The sequence below is a fragment of the Candidatus Accumulibacter similis genome, from assembly GCA_013347225.1.
GTDB lineage: Bacteria > Pseudomonadota > Gammaproteobacteria > Burkholderiales > Rhodocyclaceae > Accumulibacter > Accumulibacter similis.
On record CP054595.1, the window covers coordinates 4,750,217 to 4,768,702 of the forward strand.

18 protein-coding genes are annotated in these 18,486 nt (G+C 65.0%); 10 read left to right on the forward strand and 8 right to left on the reverse strand.

The features are described from left to right. Window positions 1–7 precede the first annotated feature (7 nt). Complete coding sequence (locus HT579_20945; protein QKS31175.1) at window positions 8–1,567, reverse strand: chain length-determining protein; 1,560 nt, start codon at window positions 1,565–1,567, stop codon at window positions 8–10. A gap of 107 nt (window positions 1,568–1,674) precedes the next feature. Next, window positions 1,675–2,310, reverse strand: coding sequence for a polysaccharide biosynthesis/export family protein (locus HT579_20950; GenBank protein ID QKS31176.1), 636 nt, complete (start codon window positions 2,308–2,310; stop codon window positions 1,675–1,677). 465 nt (window positions 2,311–2,775) lie between these two features. On the opposite strand from HT579_20950, the gene xth reads away from it, so the two are divergent. From xth to HT579_20965, 3 genes are all read left to right on the forward strand, one after another. Further along, window positions 2,776–3,543, forward strand: coding sequence for an exodeoxyribonuclease III (xth, locus tag HT579_20955; protein QKS31177.1), 768 nt, complete (start codon window positions 2,776–2,778; stop codon window positions 3,541–3,543). After that, window positions 3,540–4,217: a Crp/Fnr family transcriptional regulator gene (locus tag HT579_20960; protein ID QKS31178.1), complete on the forward strand. Its 678-nt coding sequence runs from the start codon at window positions 3,540–3,542 to the stop codon at window positions 4,215–4,217. The genes xth and HT579_20960 overlap by 4 nt, the downstream gene beginning before the upstream one ends. Window positions 4,218–4,442: 225 nt before the next feature. Further along, a complete protein-coding gene (locus HT579_20965; protein ID QKS31179.1) occupies window positions 4,443–4,640 on the forward strand; it encodes a DUF2892 domain-containing protein in 198 nt (65 codons plus the stop codon). Window positions 4,641–4,882: 242 nt separating this feature from the next. Here HT579_20965 and rsmA read toward each other — a convergent pair whose 3' ends face one another. From rsmA to lptD, 4 genes are read right to left on the reverse strand one after another with little or no spacing between them, the layout of a single operon-like run. After that, a complete protein-coding gene (gene rsmA, locus HT579_20970) occupies window positions 4,883–5,668 on the reverse strand; it encodes a 16S rRNA (adenine(1518)-N(6)/adenine(1519)-N(6))-dimethyltransferase RsmA (GenBank protein ID QKS31180.1) in 786 nt (261 codons plus the stop codon). A gap of 17 nt (window positions 5,669–5,685) precedes the next feature. Next, on the reverse strand, window positions 5,686–6,672 hold the full coding sequence (gene pdxA, locus HT579_20975; protein QKS31181.1) for a 4-hydroxythreonine-4-phosphate dehydrogenase PdxA: 987 nt from the start codon (window positions 6,670–6,672) through the stop codon (window positions 5,686–5,688). 3 nt (window positions 6,673–6,675) lie between these two features. Beyond that, the gene (locus HT579_20980; protein QKS31182.1) at window positions 6,676–7,983 is read right to left on the reverse strand and encodes a peptidylprolyl isomerase; all 1,308 of its coding nucleotides are present in this window, start codon (window positions 7,981–7,983) and stop codon (window positions 6,676–6,678) included. 5 nt (window positions 7,984–7,988) lie between these two features. After that, window positions 7,989–10,859, reverse strand: a complete 2,871-nt coding sequence (lptD, locus tag HT579_20985; GenBank protein QKS31183.1) for an LPS assembly protein LptD — start codon at window positions 10,857–10,859, stop codon at window positions 7,989–7,991. 112 nt (window positions 10,860–10,971) lie between these two features. Between lptD and HT579_20990 the strand changes: the two genes are divergently transcribed. From HT579_20990 to minE, 7 genes are all read left to right on the forward strand, one after another. Then, the gene (locus tag HT579_20990; protein ID QKS31184.1) at window positions 10,972–12,003 is read left to right on the forward strand and encodes a phosphotransferase; all 1,032 of its coding nucleotides are present in this window, start codon (window positions 10,972–10,974) and stop codon (window positions 12,001–12,003) included. Further along, a complete protein-coding gene (locus tag HT579_20995) occupies window positions 12,003–12,704 on the forward strand; it encodes a nucleotidyltransferase family protein (protein QKS31185.1) in 702 nt (233 codons plus the stop codon). Before HT579_20990 ends, HT579_20995 begins: the two co-directional genes overlap by 1 nt. Next, window positions 12,701–14,008 carry an aminopeptidase P N-terminal domain-containing protein gene (locus tag HT579_21000; protein ID QKS31186.1) on the forward strand — a complete coding sequence of 436 codons (1,308 nt, stop codon included), beginning with the start codon at window positions 12,701–12,703 and terminating at the stop codon, window positions 14,006–14,008. Before HT579_20995 ends, HT579_21000 begins: the two co-directional genes overlap by 4 nt. Further along, window positions 14,001–15,155, forward strand: coding sequence for an FAD-dependent monooxygenase (locus HT579_21005; GenBank protein ID QKS31187.1), 1,155 nt, complete (start codon window positions 14,001–14,003; stop codon window positions 15,153–15,155). Before HT579_21000 ends, HT579_21005 begins: the two co-directional genes overlap by 8 nt. Window positions 15,156–15,287: 132 nt before the next feature. After that, window positions 15,288–16,073, forward strand: coding sequence for a septum site-determining protein MinC (minC, locus tag HT579_21010; GenBank protein ID QKS31188.1), 786 nt, complete (start codon window positions 15,288–15,290; stop codon window positions 16,071–16,073). Window positions 16,074–16,187: 114 nt separating this feature from the next. Further along, window positions 16,188–17,009, forward strand: coding sequence for a septum site-determining protein MinD (minD, locus tag HT579_21015; protein ID QKS31189.1), 822 nt, complete (start codon window positions 16,188–16,190; stop codon window positions 17,007–17,009). A gap of 2 nt (window positions 17,010–17,011) precedes the next feature. Beyond that, entirely contained in the window at window positions 17,012–17,278 is a 267-nt protein-coding gene (gene minE / locus HT579_21020) for a cell division topological specificity factor MinE (protein ID QKS31190.1), read from the forward strand. 190 nt (window positions 17,279–17,468) lie between these two features. On the opposite strand, the gene HT579_21025 is transcribed toward minE, so the two are convergent. Then, window positions 17,469–17,975 (reverse strand): ankyrin repeat domain-containing protein, encoded by a 507-nt coding sequence (locus HT579_21025; GenBank protein ID QKS31191.1) that lies wholly within the window; start codon window positions 17,973–17,975, stop codon window positions 17,469–17,471. Window positions 17,976–17,990: 15 nt separating this feature from the next. Next, the gene (gene rraA, locus HT579_21030) at window positions 17,991–18,485 is read right to left on the reverse strand and encodes a ribonuclease E activity regulator RraA (protein ID QKS31192.1); all 495 of its coding nucleotides are present in this window, start codon (window positions 18,483–18,485) and stop codon (window positions 17,991–17,993) included. Window position 18,486: the final 1 nt, after the last annotated feature.

Below are 18,486 nucleotides of genomic sequence, written 5' to 3' on the forward strand. Positions count from 1 at the left end.
GTTTTCCTCAGGCAGTACGGACGGAAATGAGAAACAACGCCAGCAGGCCGGCCCCATAGGCGCCGACCAGCGTCAGGCAGGCTGCCGCAAAGCGCAGCAGATCCTTCCTCTCGCGCTGCTTGCGTGCGTCATCGACCAGCAGTGTCACGGTGCCGAGCAAGGGCAGACCGCTCGCCTCGCGCAGTGACCGCGCATCGAAGAAGACCGGGCGCAACTGGCTTGTGGCAAAGGTGGCGGCGATGCCGGCGCCGAGTGCCAACAGCAAGGTCAAGGGGAGGAAGACGGTGCGGTTTGGCGCCACGGGCTTGGGCGAGACGCGCGGGGGATCGATCAGGCGGAAATCGACGCCAGCGGCATTCTCCATCTCGCTGCCCATGCTCGCGGATTCCCTACGCTGCACCAGTTGCTCGTAGTTCTTCTTGTTGATCTCGTAGTCGCGGTTGAGCTGGGCAAACTCGGCTTCGATCTGCGGCATCATCTTTGCCGACTCGGCGAGGCGATTGTAGCGGGCCTGGTACTCGGCAACGCGCGTACGCAGGGCGGCGACGTTCGCATCGGCCTCGGACAGCGTCAACTTCAGTTGCTGCTGCGCTGGATTGCCGCTCAGCGAAGCGGCCGGGTTGGTCGCGGCAGCCTTGCGGCGGGCAGCGACCTCCTGCCGTTTCTGGTCCTCCAGCTCCTTGACCAGACGGCGCGTGCTGACGACGTCGGGATGCTGGTCGGTGTAGCGCTGCAGCAGCGCATCGAGGTTCTTCTGCAGGGCATCGATGCGCGCATCGAGTTCGGGAACCGAGATACCGGCGATGGATTCCTGGGAAGGGTCCGGCACGAGCGAGGGCTCGTCACCGACGATGTGGCGCTTGAGCGTATCGCGCGACTGCTCGGCTTCCCGCAGTTGCAGCTTGCTCTGCTCGAGCAACGCGCCGGCGGCGCTCATGCGCGTGAAGTAGTCCTTGCCCTCGGCACTCTGGGTCGCCATGTTGCGCATCTTGAACTCCTTCAGACGCGCCTCTGCCTCTTCAAGCTTCTTCTCGTACTGGGTGATCTCCTTCTCGAGAAACTTGCGTGCCGACTCGGTGTCCTTGCGCGCATCGCCGAGATTCGATTCGACAAAGATCGACACCAGCGACTGCACCACCCGCTTCGCACTCTCCGGATTGGTATCGCGGTAAGTGATCGTATAGATGTTGTCGCGCGACGTGTTGTTGATCTTGAGCGAGGACATCAGCTCTTCGATGAGAGTCTCGCGCTCCGACCTCGACTGCACCTTGAGATCGAGATCGGCCATCCTGATCAGCTTCTCGACGTTGGGGCGGGTGATCAGGGTGCGGCTCAGCATCATCACCTGCTGGTCGATGTTGGGCTGCGTGACCAGACCGGACATCAACGGCCGCAGGATCGACTGTGTATCGACGAAAACGCGCGCCGACGCCTCATACTTGTCGGGTATCGCCAGCACCGCCACGACGCTGGCGATGCCGACGATCCAGGCGACAATGATTCCCAGCCAGCGGCGCTGCCACATCCCGCGCAGGACGGCAATTGCCTGTCGAAGCAGTTCATCCATCGGATTCAGACTTTATCAGTTATCGGTTGCAGCCCCCGCCAACCGGGACGGTGCGAGGGCACAGGGTTGAACCGGAATTGAACGAGGACCCGGCGGGTACCGGCGGCTCAGAACCAGCTTTGCGGGATGATCAGCACATCACCCGGCTTCATGTCGACGTTGGCCGAGACATCTCCCCGCCGAATCAGGTCGGTCAGGCGCACGCTGTACTGCTGGCTCGGCCCCTCCGGGTTTGTCCGCAGGACCGTCGCGCGGTTGCCGTCGGCAAAGTCGGTCAGGCCACCAACGGCGATCATCACGTCAAGCAGGGTCATGTTCTGTCGATACGGCAGCGACTGCGGCTTGGCTGCCTCGCCGATGACCCTGATCTGTTCGGCCTGGGTACCGACAAAACCGGTGACGATCACGGTGACGATCGGGTCACGGATGAAGGTTCCCAGCGCCTTCTCCATGTCGCGTGCCAGCGCTGTCGGCGTCTTGCCCATCGCCTGCATGTCCTCGATCAACGGGCCGGCAATCAGACCATCGGGACGCACGGGCACTGACATCGACAGTTCCGGATTGCGCCAGACAACGATATTGACGTTGTCGCCTGGACCAATGATGTAGCGATAGTCCGAAGAAGCGGCGGACACCGGCGCCGGCGGGAAGGACGAGGCGCAACCGGCAACCAGGGCAGCGGTTGCGGCGGCCACGAGCCAACGAAGGACAACGCCAAAGACGGCATTCAGGCGCTTGAGCATGCATTTCTCCTTTTCAAATCCCCAGCTTGGAAACGGTTTACCGCAAAACACTCGTGCCCAGGCCGGCGGCCCCCCATGGAGCGCGCCACAGTATAGTGGAATTGGCCCGGACGGCAAAAAGGCGCGGCGCCCGGGCAAGCACAGATGTGCCCACCAGCACGCGATCACACCCCTCCCGCCGCGTGTCCCGGACTACTGCTTCCACGCACCGCAAGAACCGCGGGCGGCATTCCTGGCCAGACACTGCCCCAAGGGCTTGGCAACGATCGAAGGATACCGGCTGCCGAACTTCGCACAAGGGAAATAACGCACACTGCGCGCCATTTCTTCAGCGACGGCGGCGAAAACAACAGACGATAAGATAACATACTCATATAAGTGCTCAACCAAAGGGCGACCGGGCAGCGCTGACAGCACAGCGCCAAGTCGCCACGAGGATCCGCCACACCGCCCCGCTGTCAGCCGATGAAGATCGCTTCCTGGAACGTCAACTCGCTCAAGATCCGCCTGCCACAACTGCTCGCATGGCTGGAAAGCGAGCACCCCGACATCGTCTGTCTGCAGGAGACGAAGCTCGAGGACAGCAGTTTCCCGCGGCTGGAGATCGAAGCCTGTGGCTATCGCTCTGTCTTTGCCGGGCAGAAGACCTATAACGGCGTCGCTCTGCTGACCCGCGACGATCCGTCGGATATCGTGATCGGCAATCCCCTGCTGGGCGACGGGCAGATGCGCCTGCTGACCGCCACGGTCAGGGGAATCTGTATAGTCTGCGCCTATGTTCCGAACGGCCAGGCGGTCGGCAGCGAAAAGTACGTGTACAAGCTCGCTTGGCTGGAGGCCCTGCGGCGCTGGATCGGCGAACGCCTGAGCAGTGATCCGCACCTCATCGTCGCCGGCGACTTCAACATCGCGCCCGAAGACCGCGACGTCCACGACCCGATCGCCTGGGCCGGGCAGATCCTCTGCTCGGACGCCGAGCGTGGCGCCCATCGGGCGTTGCTGGACCTTGGCCTGCACGACAGCTTTCGCCTGTTCGCTCAGCCCGAGAAGAGCTTTTCGTGGTGGGACTACCGCATGCTGGGCTTCCAGAAGAACCATGGACTGCGCATCGACCACATCCTTCTCTCGTCGCCGCTGGCGGCTCGCTGCACAGCCGCCGGCATCAAGCGCGAGATGCGCAAGCTGGAACGTCCATCGGACCACGCGCCGGTGACCGCGGAGTTGACGGATTGAGGACGGCAGCCGCAGATCGGGCACAGTCGCTGCTGCTGCTCTATCCGGTGCTGCGCGCCTTGCCGCCCGCGCAACTGGCGGCGCTCTGCCAGGCGGCGACCCTTCTGCAGGTGCCTGCCAGCGGCGAGGTGTTTGCCGAAGGACAGACCTGCAGGGGATTTCCGCTGATCCTCAGCGGCACGATCAAGGTGGTGAAGACATCCGCTGGCGGACGCGAGATGCTGCTCTACCGGGTGCCCCCAGGCGATTCGTGCATCATCACCTCGTGCTGCCTGCTCGCCGGCAGCCCCTATTCGGCGCGCGGCATCGCCGAGTCGTCGCTCTCGTTGCTGCTCCTGCCAATCGCCTTTTTCGAGGAGCTGATGGCCGACAGCCGCCCCTTCCGGGACTTCGTCTTTCAGCTCTTCGCCGAGCGCATCGCCGAGTTGATGCAACTGGTCGAGGAGGTCGCCTTCCAGCGCCTCGACCAGCGACTCGCCAAGCTGCTGCTTGCCCGCGGCGACGCCATCCATTGCACCCACCAAGCCCTCGCCGAAGAGCTCGGAAGCGTCCGCGAGATCGTCAGCCGCCTGCTCAAGGGTTTTGCCGCCGCCGGCTTGGTATCGCTCGCGCGCGAGCAGATCGTCGTCATCGATCGGGCGGGTCTCCGGCAATTGGCCGACGCGGGGCGCTGAAGCGGCCGGCACCGTCGCCAGCCAAGGGTCGCGGCGTCCGCCCACCAAGCAACGCCCGCAGGCGCGCCACCATGGCCAGCCGGCGCCAGCGGCGACGCACGACCCGGCTGCAGCGCCTGTCGGCAGCAGGCACAGGGCAAGAGGGTCTGTGACCGCGGTTACATACACGGTGAGGCTTCCTGCCTATCCTCCACCCATCGTCAACAACCTCCAATGGAGTCCATCATGAAAACCAACGTCGGTGGAATCGACAAGGTGCTGCGCATTGTCGTCGGTATCGCACTCATCGCCCTGGCTGCCATGGGCATGATCGGCGCCTGGGGCTGGATCGGTGTCGTGCCTCTGCTGACCGGCCTCTTCGGCGTCTGTCCCGCCTACTCGCTGCTCGGGATGAATACCTGCCCGATCAAGAAGGGGCCCTGAAGCGGATCGCGGTACGCTGCGCGCTGGAGCCACGACTTGCTCCGGCGGCTTCACTGCCACGTGCAGCCACCGCGCGAACCCGGTAGTGGCGTCGGCCAAGCCAATTGTGCAAGATCGCGCCATCTCCCGCCATGTGGCGTTGCCTAGCCTACCGATCCTGCCGCCGCCAAGGCGGCGGTTTGCGCATTGCCTGATGCCACGTGTGGCGCCCCTCGCATTGGTGACCCTGTTCAACGGGCAGACTACTGGCGCGGCGAGGCGTTCGCCAGACGGACGAAGTCGGCAACCGACAGCTCTTCCGCACGGCAACTGGATGGCAGGCCGAGGGCTGCCAGCTGCGTCTCCTCGACCAGCCCGCCAAGGCTGTTGCGCAGCATCTTGCGCCGCTGCGCGAAAGCGGCCGCAACCAGGGCAGCAAAGCGCCTCTCGTCACTCGCCATCAGTTGCTCCGGTGGCCGCGGAATCAGACGCACCAGGGTGGAATCGACCCGCGGCACCGGATCGAAGGCCTCTGGTGGCACTTGCAGCAACGCTTCCATGCCGAAGCGGTATTGCAGCATGACCGACAGGCGTCCGAAGGCGCTGCTTCCCGGAACGGCGACCATGCGCTCGACGACTTCCCGTTGCAGCATGAAGTGCATGTCACCAATCAGGTGGGCAAAACGCGCGAGGTGAAACAGGAGTGGCGTCGAGATGTTGTACGGCAGGTTGCCGACGATCCGCAGCCTGCTGCCGGCCGCGCCGGCCAACCCGGCGAAATCGAAGAGCAGGGCGTCGCCAGCGTGTATCGTCAGGCGGTCGGGATCGTACCGCTCTTGCAGACGGGCGATGATGTCGCGGTCGATCTCGACCACGTGCAGGTGATTCAACCGCTTCAACAACGGGCCAGTCAAGGCACCCAGACCTGGGCCGATCTCGACCACCTGGTCGCCATCCTGCAGCGCGAGGCAACCGACGATGCCCGCGATGAGATGCGGGTCCACCAGGAAATGCTGGCCAAAGCGCTTGCGCGCACGGTGCGGCCGCATCCGGTCAGCGCTCGCTGTCAGCGGCGCGCCATCGCGATCGCCTGCTCGATCGCGACGAAAAGGCTGCCCGGATCGGCGTTGCCGCTCCCCGCCAGATCGAGGGCGGTCCCATGATCGACCGAGGTACGGATGATCGGCAGTCCCAGGGTGACGTTGATCCCGTGGCCAAAGCTCGCGTACTTCAAGACCGGCAGGCCCTGGTCGTGGTACATCGCCAGGACGCAGTCGCCACGCGCGAGTACGGGTTGCGAAAACATCGTGTCCGCCGGCAGCGGCCCGAGCAGAAGCATCCCCTCGTCACGCAGGCGTTCGATGACGGGCACCATGACATCGATCTCCTCGCGACCAAGGTAGCCGCCTTCGCCGGCGTGCGGATTGAGTCCGGCGACCAGAATGCGCGGACGGTCGATACCGTACTTGCGGCCCATCTCCCGATGCAGGATGCGCAGAGTCTCCTCCAGTGCGACAGCGGTGACGGCCGCCGGCACCTCCCTGAGAGGCAGGTGCGTGGTCAGCAGCGCCACCCGCAGCCCGCCGCCGACAAGCATCATCACCACCCTCGAGGTAGCGGTCCGTTCGGCCAGGTACTCGGTGTGGCCCGTGAAATGCATGCCCGCATCGTTGATCACGCCCTTGTGCACCGGCGCGGTGACCATCGCGGCAAACTCGCCGGACCGGCAACCGGCCAGCGCGCGGTCGAGCAGCGCCAGAACCTGCGACGCATTGGCGGGGTCGAGGCGACCGGCACATGCCGGCACGGCCAACGGCAGATGCAACACCTCCAGAGTGCCTGCGCGCGGCGGCAGCGAAGGATCCCAGTCGCGCAGGCTGACCGGCAGTTGCAGCAGTGCCGCACGTTCGGCCAGCAGGAAGCGGTCCGCAAGGACGACCATGTGCGCGGCAAATGGCGCCTGGCGCACATGATCGGGCAGGCACAGGCAGATGTCGGGGCCAATGCCCGCGGGCTCGCCAACCGTAACCGCGATCACCGGCAGGGAACGCACGACTCAGCCCTCGTCCAGCCGGATTTCCACGTAGGCGCGGTCACGCGCCTGCCGCAACCAGTCCTGGTAAGCCTCGTCACGCTTGCGTTCACGCAGGGCCTGACGGGCTGCCGCCCGCTGCCGCTCGCTCGACACATCCTGCACCCGCCGCTCGAGCACTTCGATCAGGTGGTAGCCGAATGGCGACTGCACCGGCTGGCTGAGTTCGCCCGGCGCGAGTTGATTCATCGCCCGCTCGAATTCCGGGACCGTGTCACCGGGATAGATCCAGCCGAGGTCACCACCCTTGGACGCGGACCCGTCCTGCGAGAAGAGTCTCGCCAGTTCGGCGAAACGCTCACCGTGGCTGATCCGCTGCCGCAGTCCCTCGATCTTGTGACGTGCCTCGGGTTCGGAAACGATTTCGTTCACCTTGATCAGGATATGGCGCGCGTGCGTCTGCTCGACCGCGGCCGGAGCACCGCCGCCACGCTTGTCAAGCATTTTGACCAGGTGAAAACCATTCGAACTGCGCAGGATTGGAGAGACCTCGCCAACCTTGAGCCTGACGCTCGCCTCGGCAAAGACTCCGGGCAGGCGATCGAGCGGTCGCCAACCGAGATCGCCTCCCTTCATGCCGTCCGGCGCATCCGAATAGCTCGCCGCCAGTTGGCCGAAGTCGTCGCCCTTGCGCAGCCGGTCAAGGACCTGTTCCGCCTTGGCCCGCAGCCTCTGGATCTGTTCGGGGCTAGCCGATTCAGGCGCGCGCAGCAGAATGTGCGCCAGACGATACTCCTCGCCGGCCCCTCCCGGGGTCGACAGGCCCGACAGGTAGTTGTCGATCTCCCCGTCGGAGATGAAGATCTTGCTATCGACCTCACGCTCACGTACCCGGGCGATGGTCATCTCGGCGCGGATTTCCTCGCGGAAGCTGACAAAGGCGATGCCGTCCTTCTCCAGCGCCGCCCGGAACTGGGGCAGCGACATGCGGTTGCCGGTGGCAATGCGTTGCAGCGCCTGATCGAGCTGCGCGTCGTCCACCCGCAGTCCCATGTCGCGTGCGAGCTGCAGTTGCAGCCTGTCGACCACCAGACGTTCGAGCACCTGCCTTTCGAGCACATCCCTTGGTGGCGACTGCACCCCTTGGCGTTTCAGTTGCGCCAGCGCCGAGTCGAGGCGGGAACGCAGGTCATACCGGGTGATCACTTCGTCGTTGACCACGGCAACCACCCGGTCAACGGGGACCGGCTGGCTGCCGGTGCGTTGCTGCGCTGCCGCAGCGCCAACGAGACAGGAGGCGAACAACACGCAGCGCAAGACAAGGCCGATCATTGACTTCACCATTGGGCCAGCCCCTGTTCACTGCCCGTTGCCCCTCCGGCGTAGCCAGGGATGCGGCGTTGCAGAAGATTCTGGGTGCTCGAACCAACGCTCGACAGGCCGCTCAGTTCCAACTGGACGAAGAACTGCGTCGTCGAATCGGCCTGTGCCGTCTGCAAGCGGTGGGCCACGGTGCGCACGGCCCAGCAGCCGGCATTGTATTCCAGGCCGCCGATGATTTCGATCGGCGTATTCTGCAGGAACGAGTAGTTGTAGCGACCGACCGCCTGCCAGCGACCGGTTATCGGCCATTGTCCTGAAAGATCGACCTGCTTGATGGGCACCGAAGCATCGGTATTGAAGACGTAGCTCGCGTTGAGGGCCTTGCCCGGCGCTGGATGGTAACGACTGCCGACGGCGTAGCGCTCGAACGTCGAGTCGCTCGGGTCATACTGCAGCGCCGCGTCCAAATACAGCCTTGGCCAGACCTGACCACTGAAGGCTGCCAGGAAATCCGACGACCCCCACTTGCGCAGTGTGGTACCCGGCAGTGTCACCTTGTCGTCAGAGAAATAGATGAGTTGGCCGATCATCGCCCGCATGATCTCCGCCCCGTTCGCAGGATCGATCAGGCGCGAACTCAGTGCAGCCGTCAGCTGATTGGCGTTGTTGAGGCGATCCCAGCCGGAAAACTGGTTGTCGGCAAAGATCTGGGCGAAGTTGAAGTCGGCCAGCGCCGTGTCGAAGATCGGTATGTCATCCTGGTTCTTGTAGGGGATGTTGAGGTAGAACAGACGCGGCTCGAGCGTCTGCGTATACTCGCGGTCAAACCAGATGCTCGATCGTTCGAAAGTCATTCCGGAGTCGACGCTGAAGATCGGCAACGTGCGGCTGATCGATTCCGGTCGCAGGAAGCCGCCGCCGGGATACGACAGGTCGTAGTGCGTGATGTTCACGCCGACGCGGGGCGTCACATACCATCCTGGCGTCACGAAAGGCACCGAGATCTGCGGCTGCAGGACAATTCGCTGTCCCTCGACGAGCGCCTTCTCGGGATGAACAAAGGAGGTGTACTGCCCGTAGAAGGAACTGTCGGTGAAGAACAGGTCCGGCTGCCGGGCATTTACGGTAATCTGCGGCAGCAGCCGATACGGCTTGGTAACCGGATTCTTGGGGTCGGGTTCCAGGGTCTGGAAGGACTGGACAGTGGCCGTCGCCGTCCACCAGCCGCCACCACCGTAGGTGACAGTCCCCTGCTGCAGCAGTTGTGTCTGCGATGTCTGGGCTATGCGGCTCGACAGGTCGGTGTAATAGTCGTTGTCCGACACCCGGTTATAGCTCACCGTCCCGCTGAAGCCGTTCGCCGTCGACTGGGTGTGCTGCACGGCCACGCCCCAGCGATCCCGGTCGGCCAATCGGTCATGCGGCAGATACTCGAACAGGGCATCGCTGCGGTAGGTACCGCCGAACGCCTCGTTGAGGTGGCGGAACTGACTGCCGAGTTGCACGCCGCGCTTCGTCAGCAGCCGTGGCTCGAAGGTGGCGTCCATGTTCGGTGCGATGTTCCAGTAGTACGGCACCGTCAATTCGATCCCGCTGCTGCTGCTCGAACCGTAGCTCGGAGTCAGGAAACCCGACTTGCGCTCGTTGTTCAGCGGGAACGACAGCCACGGCGAGTGCAGGATCGGCACGTCGAAGAAGCGGACCGTGGCGTCGCTGCCCGTTCCCACCTCGTTGTCGTAGTCGAGCTTGAGATCGGCGACGGTGACGTACCAGTCGTCGTTTCCCGGCTTGCACGTGGTGTAGGTGGCGCCGGTCAGGCGAAACTGGTTCTCGCCCTCGAGGTCGATGCGCTCGGCCTCGCCCCGCGCCTCCGTCAGCTCGCTGGCCGGCTTCTGGTTCGCCTTCACCTTGCTCTGGCCCGGCTTGATGGCGATCACCCGCGGTGCGGCAAAGCCTGTCGTCGGTTCGCTTTCCTCGGCCGGTACAACTTTCGCCTGCCGCTTGACGAAGTACGAGGCCTGGTCGAAGAAGCCGACCTGGTCGTCAAGCTTGAGCCGTGCCTGCGTGCCCGAGATCCGGTCGTCACCCTGCTGCAGCTGAACGTTGCCCGTCGCCTCGACCTCGTCCTCGATCGGCCAATAGGTCATCCGCTCGGCGGTGAGGACGGTTCCGGCCTTGCGCAGTTCGGCCTCCTCTTCGGCCACAGCCTCACGATCGAGCACCCCCGAAACGCGTCGCGCACTGAGGAATACCGGTCGCGGCACAACGCTCTCCGGCGGCGGCGACTGCACTGCGGTGGCAGCCTGCAACGCCAGTGGCGGCCCATCGGCAGGGCGGGTCGCCGGCGCGGCGACGGGCGCCGACAACGGCGGCGCTAGCGGCGACTGGCCGCCGCCTTCTGCAGGCCCCCTGGTGGCGGCAGTTGCCGCCGGAGCGACGCGCGGCGCAACGGGATCAGCGCGCGAACCGGATCCCGGAGAAGCAGCCTCGCTGACCGCCCGTTCGGCTGCCGGTGCCGGGGCCGCCGTCGCGGGGACTCGCGGCGGCGGCGCCGCGGCGGCAGCCGGTGCGCGACTGGCCGCCGGGGCCGGGGCCGCAGCCCCGCCACGCGGACCGGCATCGTCTGTCGCCGCCGGGGCCGCGGCAGCTGGCGGCGCCGGCAACGGGCGCACCTCCAGCGCCGGCTGTTCAACCGCTCGCGCCTCGGCAGCTGGGCGCTCCAGCGGCGCTGGTGTTACCGGCGGCAAGCCGAGCAGTCGCGGATCGACCCGGAAGGGCGTTGTGCCCTGCGCGCGCGCCGCGCCAGCGAAGCTGACGGCCAGCGTTCCGGCAAAGGTGCAACAGAAGATCAAGGTCAGCGGCTTGCGCTGGAAAGGGAGCTTCATTCCGCTGCGTGTCAGTGATTGCTACTTCGAGTGGTGGGTCGCCGGCACATGGAGCGCACCGGCGGATGCTAAAATCGGGCAATTCTAGCATCATCGTCAAAGGAGAGGCGGCATGCCGCGCACAACCCTGCTACGGCACTGGGTGCACACGCTGTTCGCAGAGCAGTTTCCCGGGCAGCATATCCCGGTGGAACCGGCTTCGGCCGACGCGAGTTTCCGGCGTTACTTCCGGCTCACCCTGCCCGATGGCAGCACGCGGATTGTCATGGACGCACCACCCGACAAGGAAGACTGCCGCCCGTTCCTGCGGGTTGCGACGCTCTTCCGGGCCGCCGGCACGCACGTCCCCGAGGTACTGGCCGAGGATCTACAACGGGGTTTCCTGCTCCTCTCCGATCTCGGCAGCACGACCTACCTGCAAGCCCTGACAGACCGGGAAACCGCCGCGCGGCTCTACCGCGATGCCAACAGTGCGCTCATCGCCATTCAACGTGCCAGCCAGCCCGGACGACTGCCGGAATACGACGAGGCACTGCTGGGCCGAGAACTCGCCCTCTTCCCGGAATGGTACTTGCGACGACACCTCGGGCTGACGATCGACGCCGCACTCGAGCGTGACCTGGAGACCGTGTTCGCCGCCATCCTGGCGAACAACCTGCGACAGCCACGCGCCTTCGTCCATCGTGATTACCATTCGCGCAACCTGATGGTGCTCGGTGGAGGGGCGGCAGGCTTTCCAGCCAACCCGGGCATCCTCGATTTCCAGGATGCGGTTTACGGCCCGCTGACCTACGACCTCGTCTCGCTTTATCGCGATGCCTACATCGACTGGCCCGAAGAGCAGGAGCTCGATTTCGTGATCCGCTACTGGGAAGCGGCGCGGCGCGCCGGCCTGCCGGTTCACGATGACTTCCACGACTTCTACCGCGACTATGAATGGATGGGCGTACAGCGACAGCTCAAGGTGCTGGGAATCTTCGCCCGTCTCTGCCACCGTGACGGCAAGAACGAGTACCTGCAGGACATGCCACGGGTCATGACTTACCTGCGCCGCACCTGCGAGCGCTACGCCGAATTGGCGACGCTCGCGAAGCTGTGCCGGCACATCAGCGGCCAGTTGCCTGGCGTCGCCCTCAGCTTCTGATGAAGGCAATGATCCTGGCGGCTGGACGTGGTGAACGGCTGCGTCCGCTGACCGATTCGACACCGAAACCATTGCTCCGCGCGGGCGGAAAACCGCTGATCGTCTGGCACCTGCAGCGCCTCGCGGCAGCCGGCTGGCGCGACGTCGTGATCAACCACGCGCACCTTGGCCAGCAGATCGTCGCCGCACTCGGTGACGGCACGGGGTTCGGTCTGTCGATCAGCTACTCGCCCGAACCGGTCGGGGCTCTCGAAACCGCGGGCGGAATCGCCGCGGCACTGCCGCTGCTCGGACCGCACCCCTTCCTGGCGATCAACGGTGACGTCTGGTGCGACTGGGATGTCGGCCGTGCGCGGCAATTGGTTGCGCGCGACAGCAGCGCGCAGCGAGGCGCGCACCTCGTCCTGGTTGACAATCCCCCACATCATCCGGCCGGCGATTTCCGCCTCTCTGGCGACAACGTCCTGGCGGCTGACCCGCACACTGACGGCGCTACGCTCACCTACGCCGGAATCGGCGTCTTCTGGCCCGAGTTCTTTGCCGGCGTCCAGCGCGGCGGCTTCATGAAGCTGCGCCCGCTGCTGGACGAAGGAATTCGCCGCCGGCTCATCGGCGGCGAGCGGCATGCGGGCCGCTGGGTCGACGTCGGAACCTGCGAGCGGCTCGCGCTGCTGGACAGAGAGCTTGGAGGAAGCGAATGAACCACGAACCCCATTCTCGCCGCCGCCAGCTCGTCCTCGACCGCATCGGCGACGGAGTGGCCATCATCCCGACCGCCCCCGAGCGACTGCGCAATCGCGACGCGCATTACCCCTACCGCTTCGACAGTTACTTCTGGTATCTCAGCGGCTTCCCCGAACCCGAGGCGGTGATCGTCCTGATCGGTGGCAAGGAAGCACGCTCGATTCTCTTCTGCCGCGAAAAGAGCGATGAACGGGAAGTCTGGGATGGCTTCCGCTACGGCCCCGCCAGCGCCGCCGAAGCCTTCGGTTTCAGCGAAGGGCAGCCGATCGGGACGCTTGACGCGAAGCTGCCGGAGTTGATTGCCAATCGCGGCAGCCTTTGGCACTCGCTGGGTCACGACCCGGCATGGGACCGCCGCATCGCCGCAGCGCTCAACAGCGTTCGTGCCGACAGCCGCAGCGGCGCGCGCGTACCGAGCGAGATCCGCGATCTGCGCGCACTGCTGGACCAGATGCGGCTCACCAAGGACGCGCACGAGATCGACCTCATGCGGCGCGCGGCCAACATCGCCTCGGCCGGTCATGCACGCGCCATGCATGCCTGTCGGCCGGGAATGGCCGAGCATGAACTGGAGGCGGAACTGGCTTACGAGTTCCGCCGCCGCGGCGCCGATGGTCATGCTTATCCGCCCATCGTCGCCGGTGGGTCGAACGCCTGCATACTGCACTACGTCGCGAACAACAGGCTGCTGGCGGGCAACTCCCTGGTACTGATCGACGCCGGCTGCGAAGTGTCCGGATACGCTTCCGACATCACCCGGACCTTCCCGGTCAACGGCCGCTTCAGTATCGAACAGCGAACGGTCTACGAGATCGTCCTCAGCGCACAGCAGGCAGCGATCGCCGCCATCGTTCCCGGAGCATCCTTCCTGGCTTACCACCAAGCGGCACTGCGTGTCCTCGCCCAGGGCCTGATCGATCTCGGGCTGCTCAGCGGCAGTGTCGACGGCGCCATCGAAAGCGAAGCGTACAAACCCTGGTACATGCACCGGACTGGCCACTGGCTGGGACTCGATGTGCACGACGTCGGCGACTACCGCCGCGGCAGCGCCGACGATGAGTGGACCAGGCTCGCTCCGGGAATGACCCTCACCGTCGAACCGGGCCTCTATTTCCGTCCTGGTGCCAACGTACCGGACCACCTGCATGGCATCGGCGTGCGCATCGAGGATGATGTGCTGGTGGGCGAGGACGGCTGCATCGTCTACACCAGCGCGCCGAGGACCGTCGCCGAGATCGAAGAGGTCATGCGCCATGACTGAACACCAGCAGTCGGTCGACATCGCGATCATCGGTGCCGGGCCGGTGGGAATGACCCTCGCGCTGGCGCTCGCCGGCGGTCCTCATCGCCTTCGCCTGATAGACGTCCGGCCGCGTGGCGCGTGGAGTGGTGACCCACGCGCACTGGCCCTGGCGCACGGATCCCGGCAGGTGCTGCAGGGTCTGCAGGCCTGGAACCTCGACGCGGCAACCGCCATTTCAACGATTCACGTCTCGCAGCGCACCGGCTTCGGGCGCACCCGGATCGACGCCAGCGACTACGGCTTGCCGGCCCTGGGCTACGTGATGCGTTACCGAGACCTTGCTGCCGCCCTCGATGCACGCCTGGAAGACTCCGTGTTCCTCGACAACTGCAGCGTGCAGGGAATCCGCAACGACGACACCCGCGCGCTGATCACCATGCGTCGCGCTGACGAGACCTGGCGCATCACGGCACGCCTCGTCGTCCACGCCGAGGGCACGCCGGGTCATGACGCCGACGTGCGGGTGTGCGATTATCACCAGCACGCAGTGGTCGCCGAAGTGCGGCCGACAGCGCCGCACGGTCACCGCGCCTGGGAGCGGTTCACCGGCGACGGGCCAATCGCCCTGCTGCCACTGGGCCACGACTATTCACTGGTGTTCACCGTGCCGCAGGCGAAGGCAGCCGAGTTGCTCGAACTCGACGAGCATGCCTTTCTCGCCGCCCTGCGCACACGCTTCGCCGATCGCATGGATTTCGTTGCCTGCAGCCCGCGTGCCAGCTTTCCGCTGGCACTGCGCATTCGTCGACAGATCGCGGTCGGTCGGCAGGTGTGGATTGGCAACGCCGCGCAGACGCTGCACCCGGTCTCCGGTCAGGGCTTCAACCTCGGTCTGCGCGACGCCTGGGAACTGGCCGACACGCTGCTCGGCATGGCTGGCAATGATGCCGGGGAGGCGGCCGGTCTCGCGGCCTACTCCCGCCGCAGGCGGATCGATCGCAGTGGCAGCGCCGCTTTCACCGACGGCATCGTGCGCGTCTTCGCGAACGATCTGGCACCGCTGCGCTGCGCGCGCGGACTTGGCCTGCTGGCACTCGAGTTGCTGCCGCCGCTGCGACACTTCGTCGCCCGACGGATGATCTGGGGAGCACGCGCCTGGCTGTAAGCCCGGGCCCCGTCAACAGCAGGCAGCCAGCGACAGCTTGGCGAGAAGCCGACATCGCCATGTTTCGCTTTGTGGCCGATTGGACTAGACTTGATCGCTTGCCCACACCAGCCGAGCACGCCCGACACCATCATGCAGCGAACAAACAAGATCCCGCAGCCCATCGAGTTCAAGGGCACCACCCTGCCGATCGTCGTCATCACCCTGCGTTCGCTGCAGGTAGACGAACTGGCTCGGGCCGCCACGGCGCTGTTCGGTGGCAGTGACTTCTTCGACGGCGATGCAGCCGTGCTCGACCTCGCGCAACTCGTCGATGTGCCCGAGCCCGACTGGCGACGGCTGAAGCAGCTGTTCAAGGCGCATGGCCTGAACGTCATTGGCGTTCGCGGTGGCAGCGAAGAGTTGCGTTACGGCGCCGCTTTTGCGGGCCTGCCGACCTATGCGGTCGGCGACCGCCCGGCCACCGTTACAGCCGCCCGCGCAGCGGCCACCAGTCCGCCAGCCACTGTCGAGGCGACCGACGCCCCGCCGGCAGAATCGGCGGCGGCGGTTGTCGCCAGGACGCCAACGCTGTTCGTCAACCGACCCTTGCGTTCCGGACAACAGGTGTACGCCCGCGGTGGCGACCTCGTCGTCCTGGCCGCGGTCAACGCGGGCGCCGAGGTGATTGCCGACGGCAGCATCCACATATACGCGCCTTTGCGCGGACGCGCACTGGCCGGCGCCGCCGGCGCTGCCGATGCGCGCATCCTGTGCACCCGCTTCGACGCCGAGTTGGTCTCGGTGGCGGGACTATACCGGACTTTCGACGGCGGCGTTCCGCACGAAGTGGCTGGCCGGCCCGTCCAGGTGCGACTGGCAGAGTGTGTCGAGCGCGACACCAACCGGTTGATCGTCGAAGCACTGAGTACCGACTGACCATCACCTGCCGTGGCGATACGGCGCGACCGGCCCCTGCCACGGCAGCCTGGCTTGCAACAGAATGCACATTCTGCAGGTAGAATCGAGTCTTTGACTTGCGGGGAAACACTCGTGACACGTATTGTCGTCGTAACATCCGGCAAAGGCGGGGTGGGCAAGACCACCACCAGTGCCAGCTTTGCCTCGGGCCTCGCCCTCCGTGGTTACAAAACGGCCGTGATCGATTTCGACGTCGGCCTGCGCAACCTCGATCTGATCATGGGTTGCGAGCGCAGGGTCGTCTATGATCTGGTCAACGTCCTCAACGGTGAGGCAACGCTCACGCAGGCGCTGATCAAGGACAAACATGTCGAAAGCGGGAATCTTTTCGTTCTGCCAGCCTCACAGACCCGCGACAAGGATGCCCTGACCGAGGAGGGCGTGGAAAAGGTCCTCAAGGATCTGGAACACATGGGCTTCGACTACGTCGTCTGCGACTCACCGGCAGGTATCGAGAAAGGGGCGGTAATGGCGCTGACCTTTGCCGACGAAGCTCTGGTGGTCAGCAACCCGGAGGTTTCCTCGGTCCGCGATTCCGACCGCATTCTGGGCATCATTCAGGCAAAGTCGCGGCGCGCACTGCTGGGTGGCGAACCCGTCAAGGAGCACCTGCTGATCACCCGTTACTCGCCGAAGCGCGTCAACGATGGCGAGATGCTGTCCTACAAGGACGTGCAGGAAATCCTCCGCGTCCCAATCATCGGTGTCATCCCGGAGTCCGAAGCGGTGCTGCAATCCTCAAACGCTGGTACGCCAGCGATCCATCTTGCCGGTACCGACGTCGCCGGCGCTTACCTCGACGTCGTCGCGCGTTTTCTTGGCGAGAGCATTCCATTGCGCTTCGTCGACTACGAAAAGCCGGGCCTGTTGAAGCGATTGTTCGGGGGTAGATGAGGATGTCCCTGTTCTCCCTCATCTTCGGCAGCAAACCGAAGACGGCAGCGATCGCCAAGGAACGCCTGCAACTGATCATCGCGCACGAGCGCAACGGCGGCACCAGCACACCGGATTTCCTGCCAGCCTTGCAGCAGGAACTGATGGCGGTCATCTCGAAGTATGTCTCGGTAAACCCTGAAGACATCAAGGTATCGGTCGAAAAACAGGGCAACTTCGAGGTGCTGGAGGTGAACATCGTCATGCCGGAGGCGGGCAGCAGGCCGTGAAGGGATCGCCGCGGACAGGCGAGCATGCCCCGGGCGCAAGCGAGCACCTGACGAAACGCAACAAGTCTATCGGGAGGACGCGGGCGGGCTCGCTGCCCGGCGCAGGCTGGCCACGCAGTAGGCCGGCTTCAGACGCCTCGAGGCCGACCGCCGGAAAGCACGGGCTCCCCTGCCTTCGCCCGCGATTGCCCTACTTCTTCTCCATCTCCCGTGCAGCGCGGATCAGATCCGCGTCGAGTACCGAGGTATCCGTTCCGTAGCAACGCACCATCTCGATCTCCTCGTAGTCCGGCGCGTCGGGTGCGGATTCGGCGACCCGGGGCATGGTTGCACCATAATGCTGTCCGCGCCAGCGAGCGACCAGGATTTCCTGCTCGCTGAGGCCGGTGTTCAGCCCCGGAGGGATCTCGGCGCCGAGTTCGATCAGCACCTTGAGCACCTCCTTCCGCTTGCCGCGGATGGCCATCGACAAAGGGGAGGTCGGCTGCGAATTGTCCGCCGTATTGATCTTGGCACCCCGCCTGACCAACTCGCGGACGATATCTGGGAAACCCATGAAGCATGCCACCCCCAGCGGCAGGCCGGGGTCACCGCGCCCGTCGAGCAGTTCGACCGGAGCACCCGCATCGAGCACCGCCTGCACCTCCAGGAGACGTCCGCTACGTATTGCCTTGAGCAGGTCGATAGCAGAGTTCACTCATTACTCCCCGTTTCAGTCCAGCGGCTGATCGCTGACCACGATCCCGTCCGCGTCGACGTATATCCAGTCGCCAGGCCGGAACGTGACCCCGGCAAAGGTGACCGCCAGATCACGTTCGCCAACTCCCTTCTTGATGCTCTTGAGGGGATGGGTATTGAGGGCACGCAGACCAAGATCGATGCGCGCGATGGGGTCCGAGTCCCGGATACAGCCGTAAACGACGATTCCCTCCCAGCCATTGCGCTGCGCGAGAATCGCCAGCTGGTCGCCGACCAGAGCACAGCGCAGCGACCCCCCACCATCGATCAGCAGCACCCTGCCATGGCCGTCTTCTGCAAGCACTTCGCGTACCAGTGAGTTGTCCTCGAACAGCTTCAGCGTGACGATGCGCCCGCAGAACCCCGGGCGCCCCCCGTAACGCCGAAAGATCGGCGCGACGACGCGGACGCTGCCATCCACTGTCTTGGCCTCATGTCTGTCGAGCAGATCGGGGGTACTGATACTCATG

Excerpts from the sequence above, each read along its gene's own strand:
- rsmA (QKS31180.1), bottom strand. The coding sequence starts at position 5,668 with ATGCGGCCGCACCGTGCGCGCAAGCGCTTTGGCCAGCATTTCCTGGTG.
- HT579_20950 (QKS31176.1), bottom strand. The coding sequence starts at position 2,310 with ATGCTCAAGCGCCTGAATGCCGTCTTTGGCGTTGTCCTTCGTTGGCTC.
- xth (QKS31177.1), top strand. The coding sequence starts at position 2,776 with ATGAAGATCGCTTCCTGGAACGTCAACTCGCTCAAGATCCGCCTGCCA.
- minE (QKS31190.1), top strand. The coding sequence starts at position 17,012 with ATGTCCCTGTTCTCCCTCATCTTCGGCAGCAAACCGAAGACGGCAGCG.
- HT579_21000 (QKS31186.1), top strand. The coding sequence starts at position 12,701 with ATGAACCACGAACCCCATTCTCGCCGCCGCCAGCTCGTCCTCGACCGC.
- HT579_20965 (QKS31179.1), top strand. The coding sequence starts at position 4,443 with ATGAAAACCAACGTCGGTGGAATCGACAAGGTGCTGCGCATTGTCGTC.
- lptD (QKS31183.1), bottom strand. The coding sequence starts at position 10,859 with ATGAAGCTCCCTTTCCAGCGCAAGCCGCTGACCTTGATCTTCTGTTGC.
- HT579_20995 (QKS31185.1), top strand. The coding sequence starts at position 12,003 with ATGAAGGCAATGATCCTGGCGGCTGGACGTGGTGAACGGCTGCGTCCG.
- HT579_20945 (QKS31175.1), bottom strand. The coding sequence starts at position 1,567 with ATGGATGAACTGCTTCGACAGGCAATTGCCGTCCTGCGCGGGATGTGG.
- minC (QKS31188.1), top strand. The coding sequence starts at position 15,288 with ATGCAGCGAACAAACAAGATCCCGCAGCCCATCGAGTTCAAGGGCACC.
- rraA (QKS31192.1), bottom strand. The coding sequence starts at position 18,485 with ATGAGTATCAGTACCCCCGATCTGCTCGACAGACATGAGGCCAAGACA.
- HT579_20990 (QKS31184.1), top strand. The coding sequence starts at position 10,972 with ATGCCGCGCACAACCCTGCTACGGCACTGGGTGCACACGCTGTTCGCA.
- HT579_20980 (QKS31182.1), bottom strand. The coding sequence starts at position 7,983 with ATGATCGGCCTTGTCTTGCGCTGCGTGTTGTTCGCCTCCTGTCTCGTT.
- HT579_21005 (QKS31187.1), top strand. The coding sequence starts at position 14,001 with ATGACTGAACACCAGCAGTCGGTCGACATCGCGATCATCGGTGCCGGG.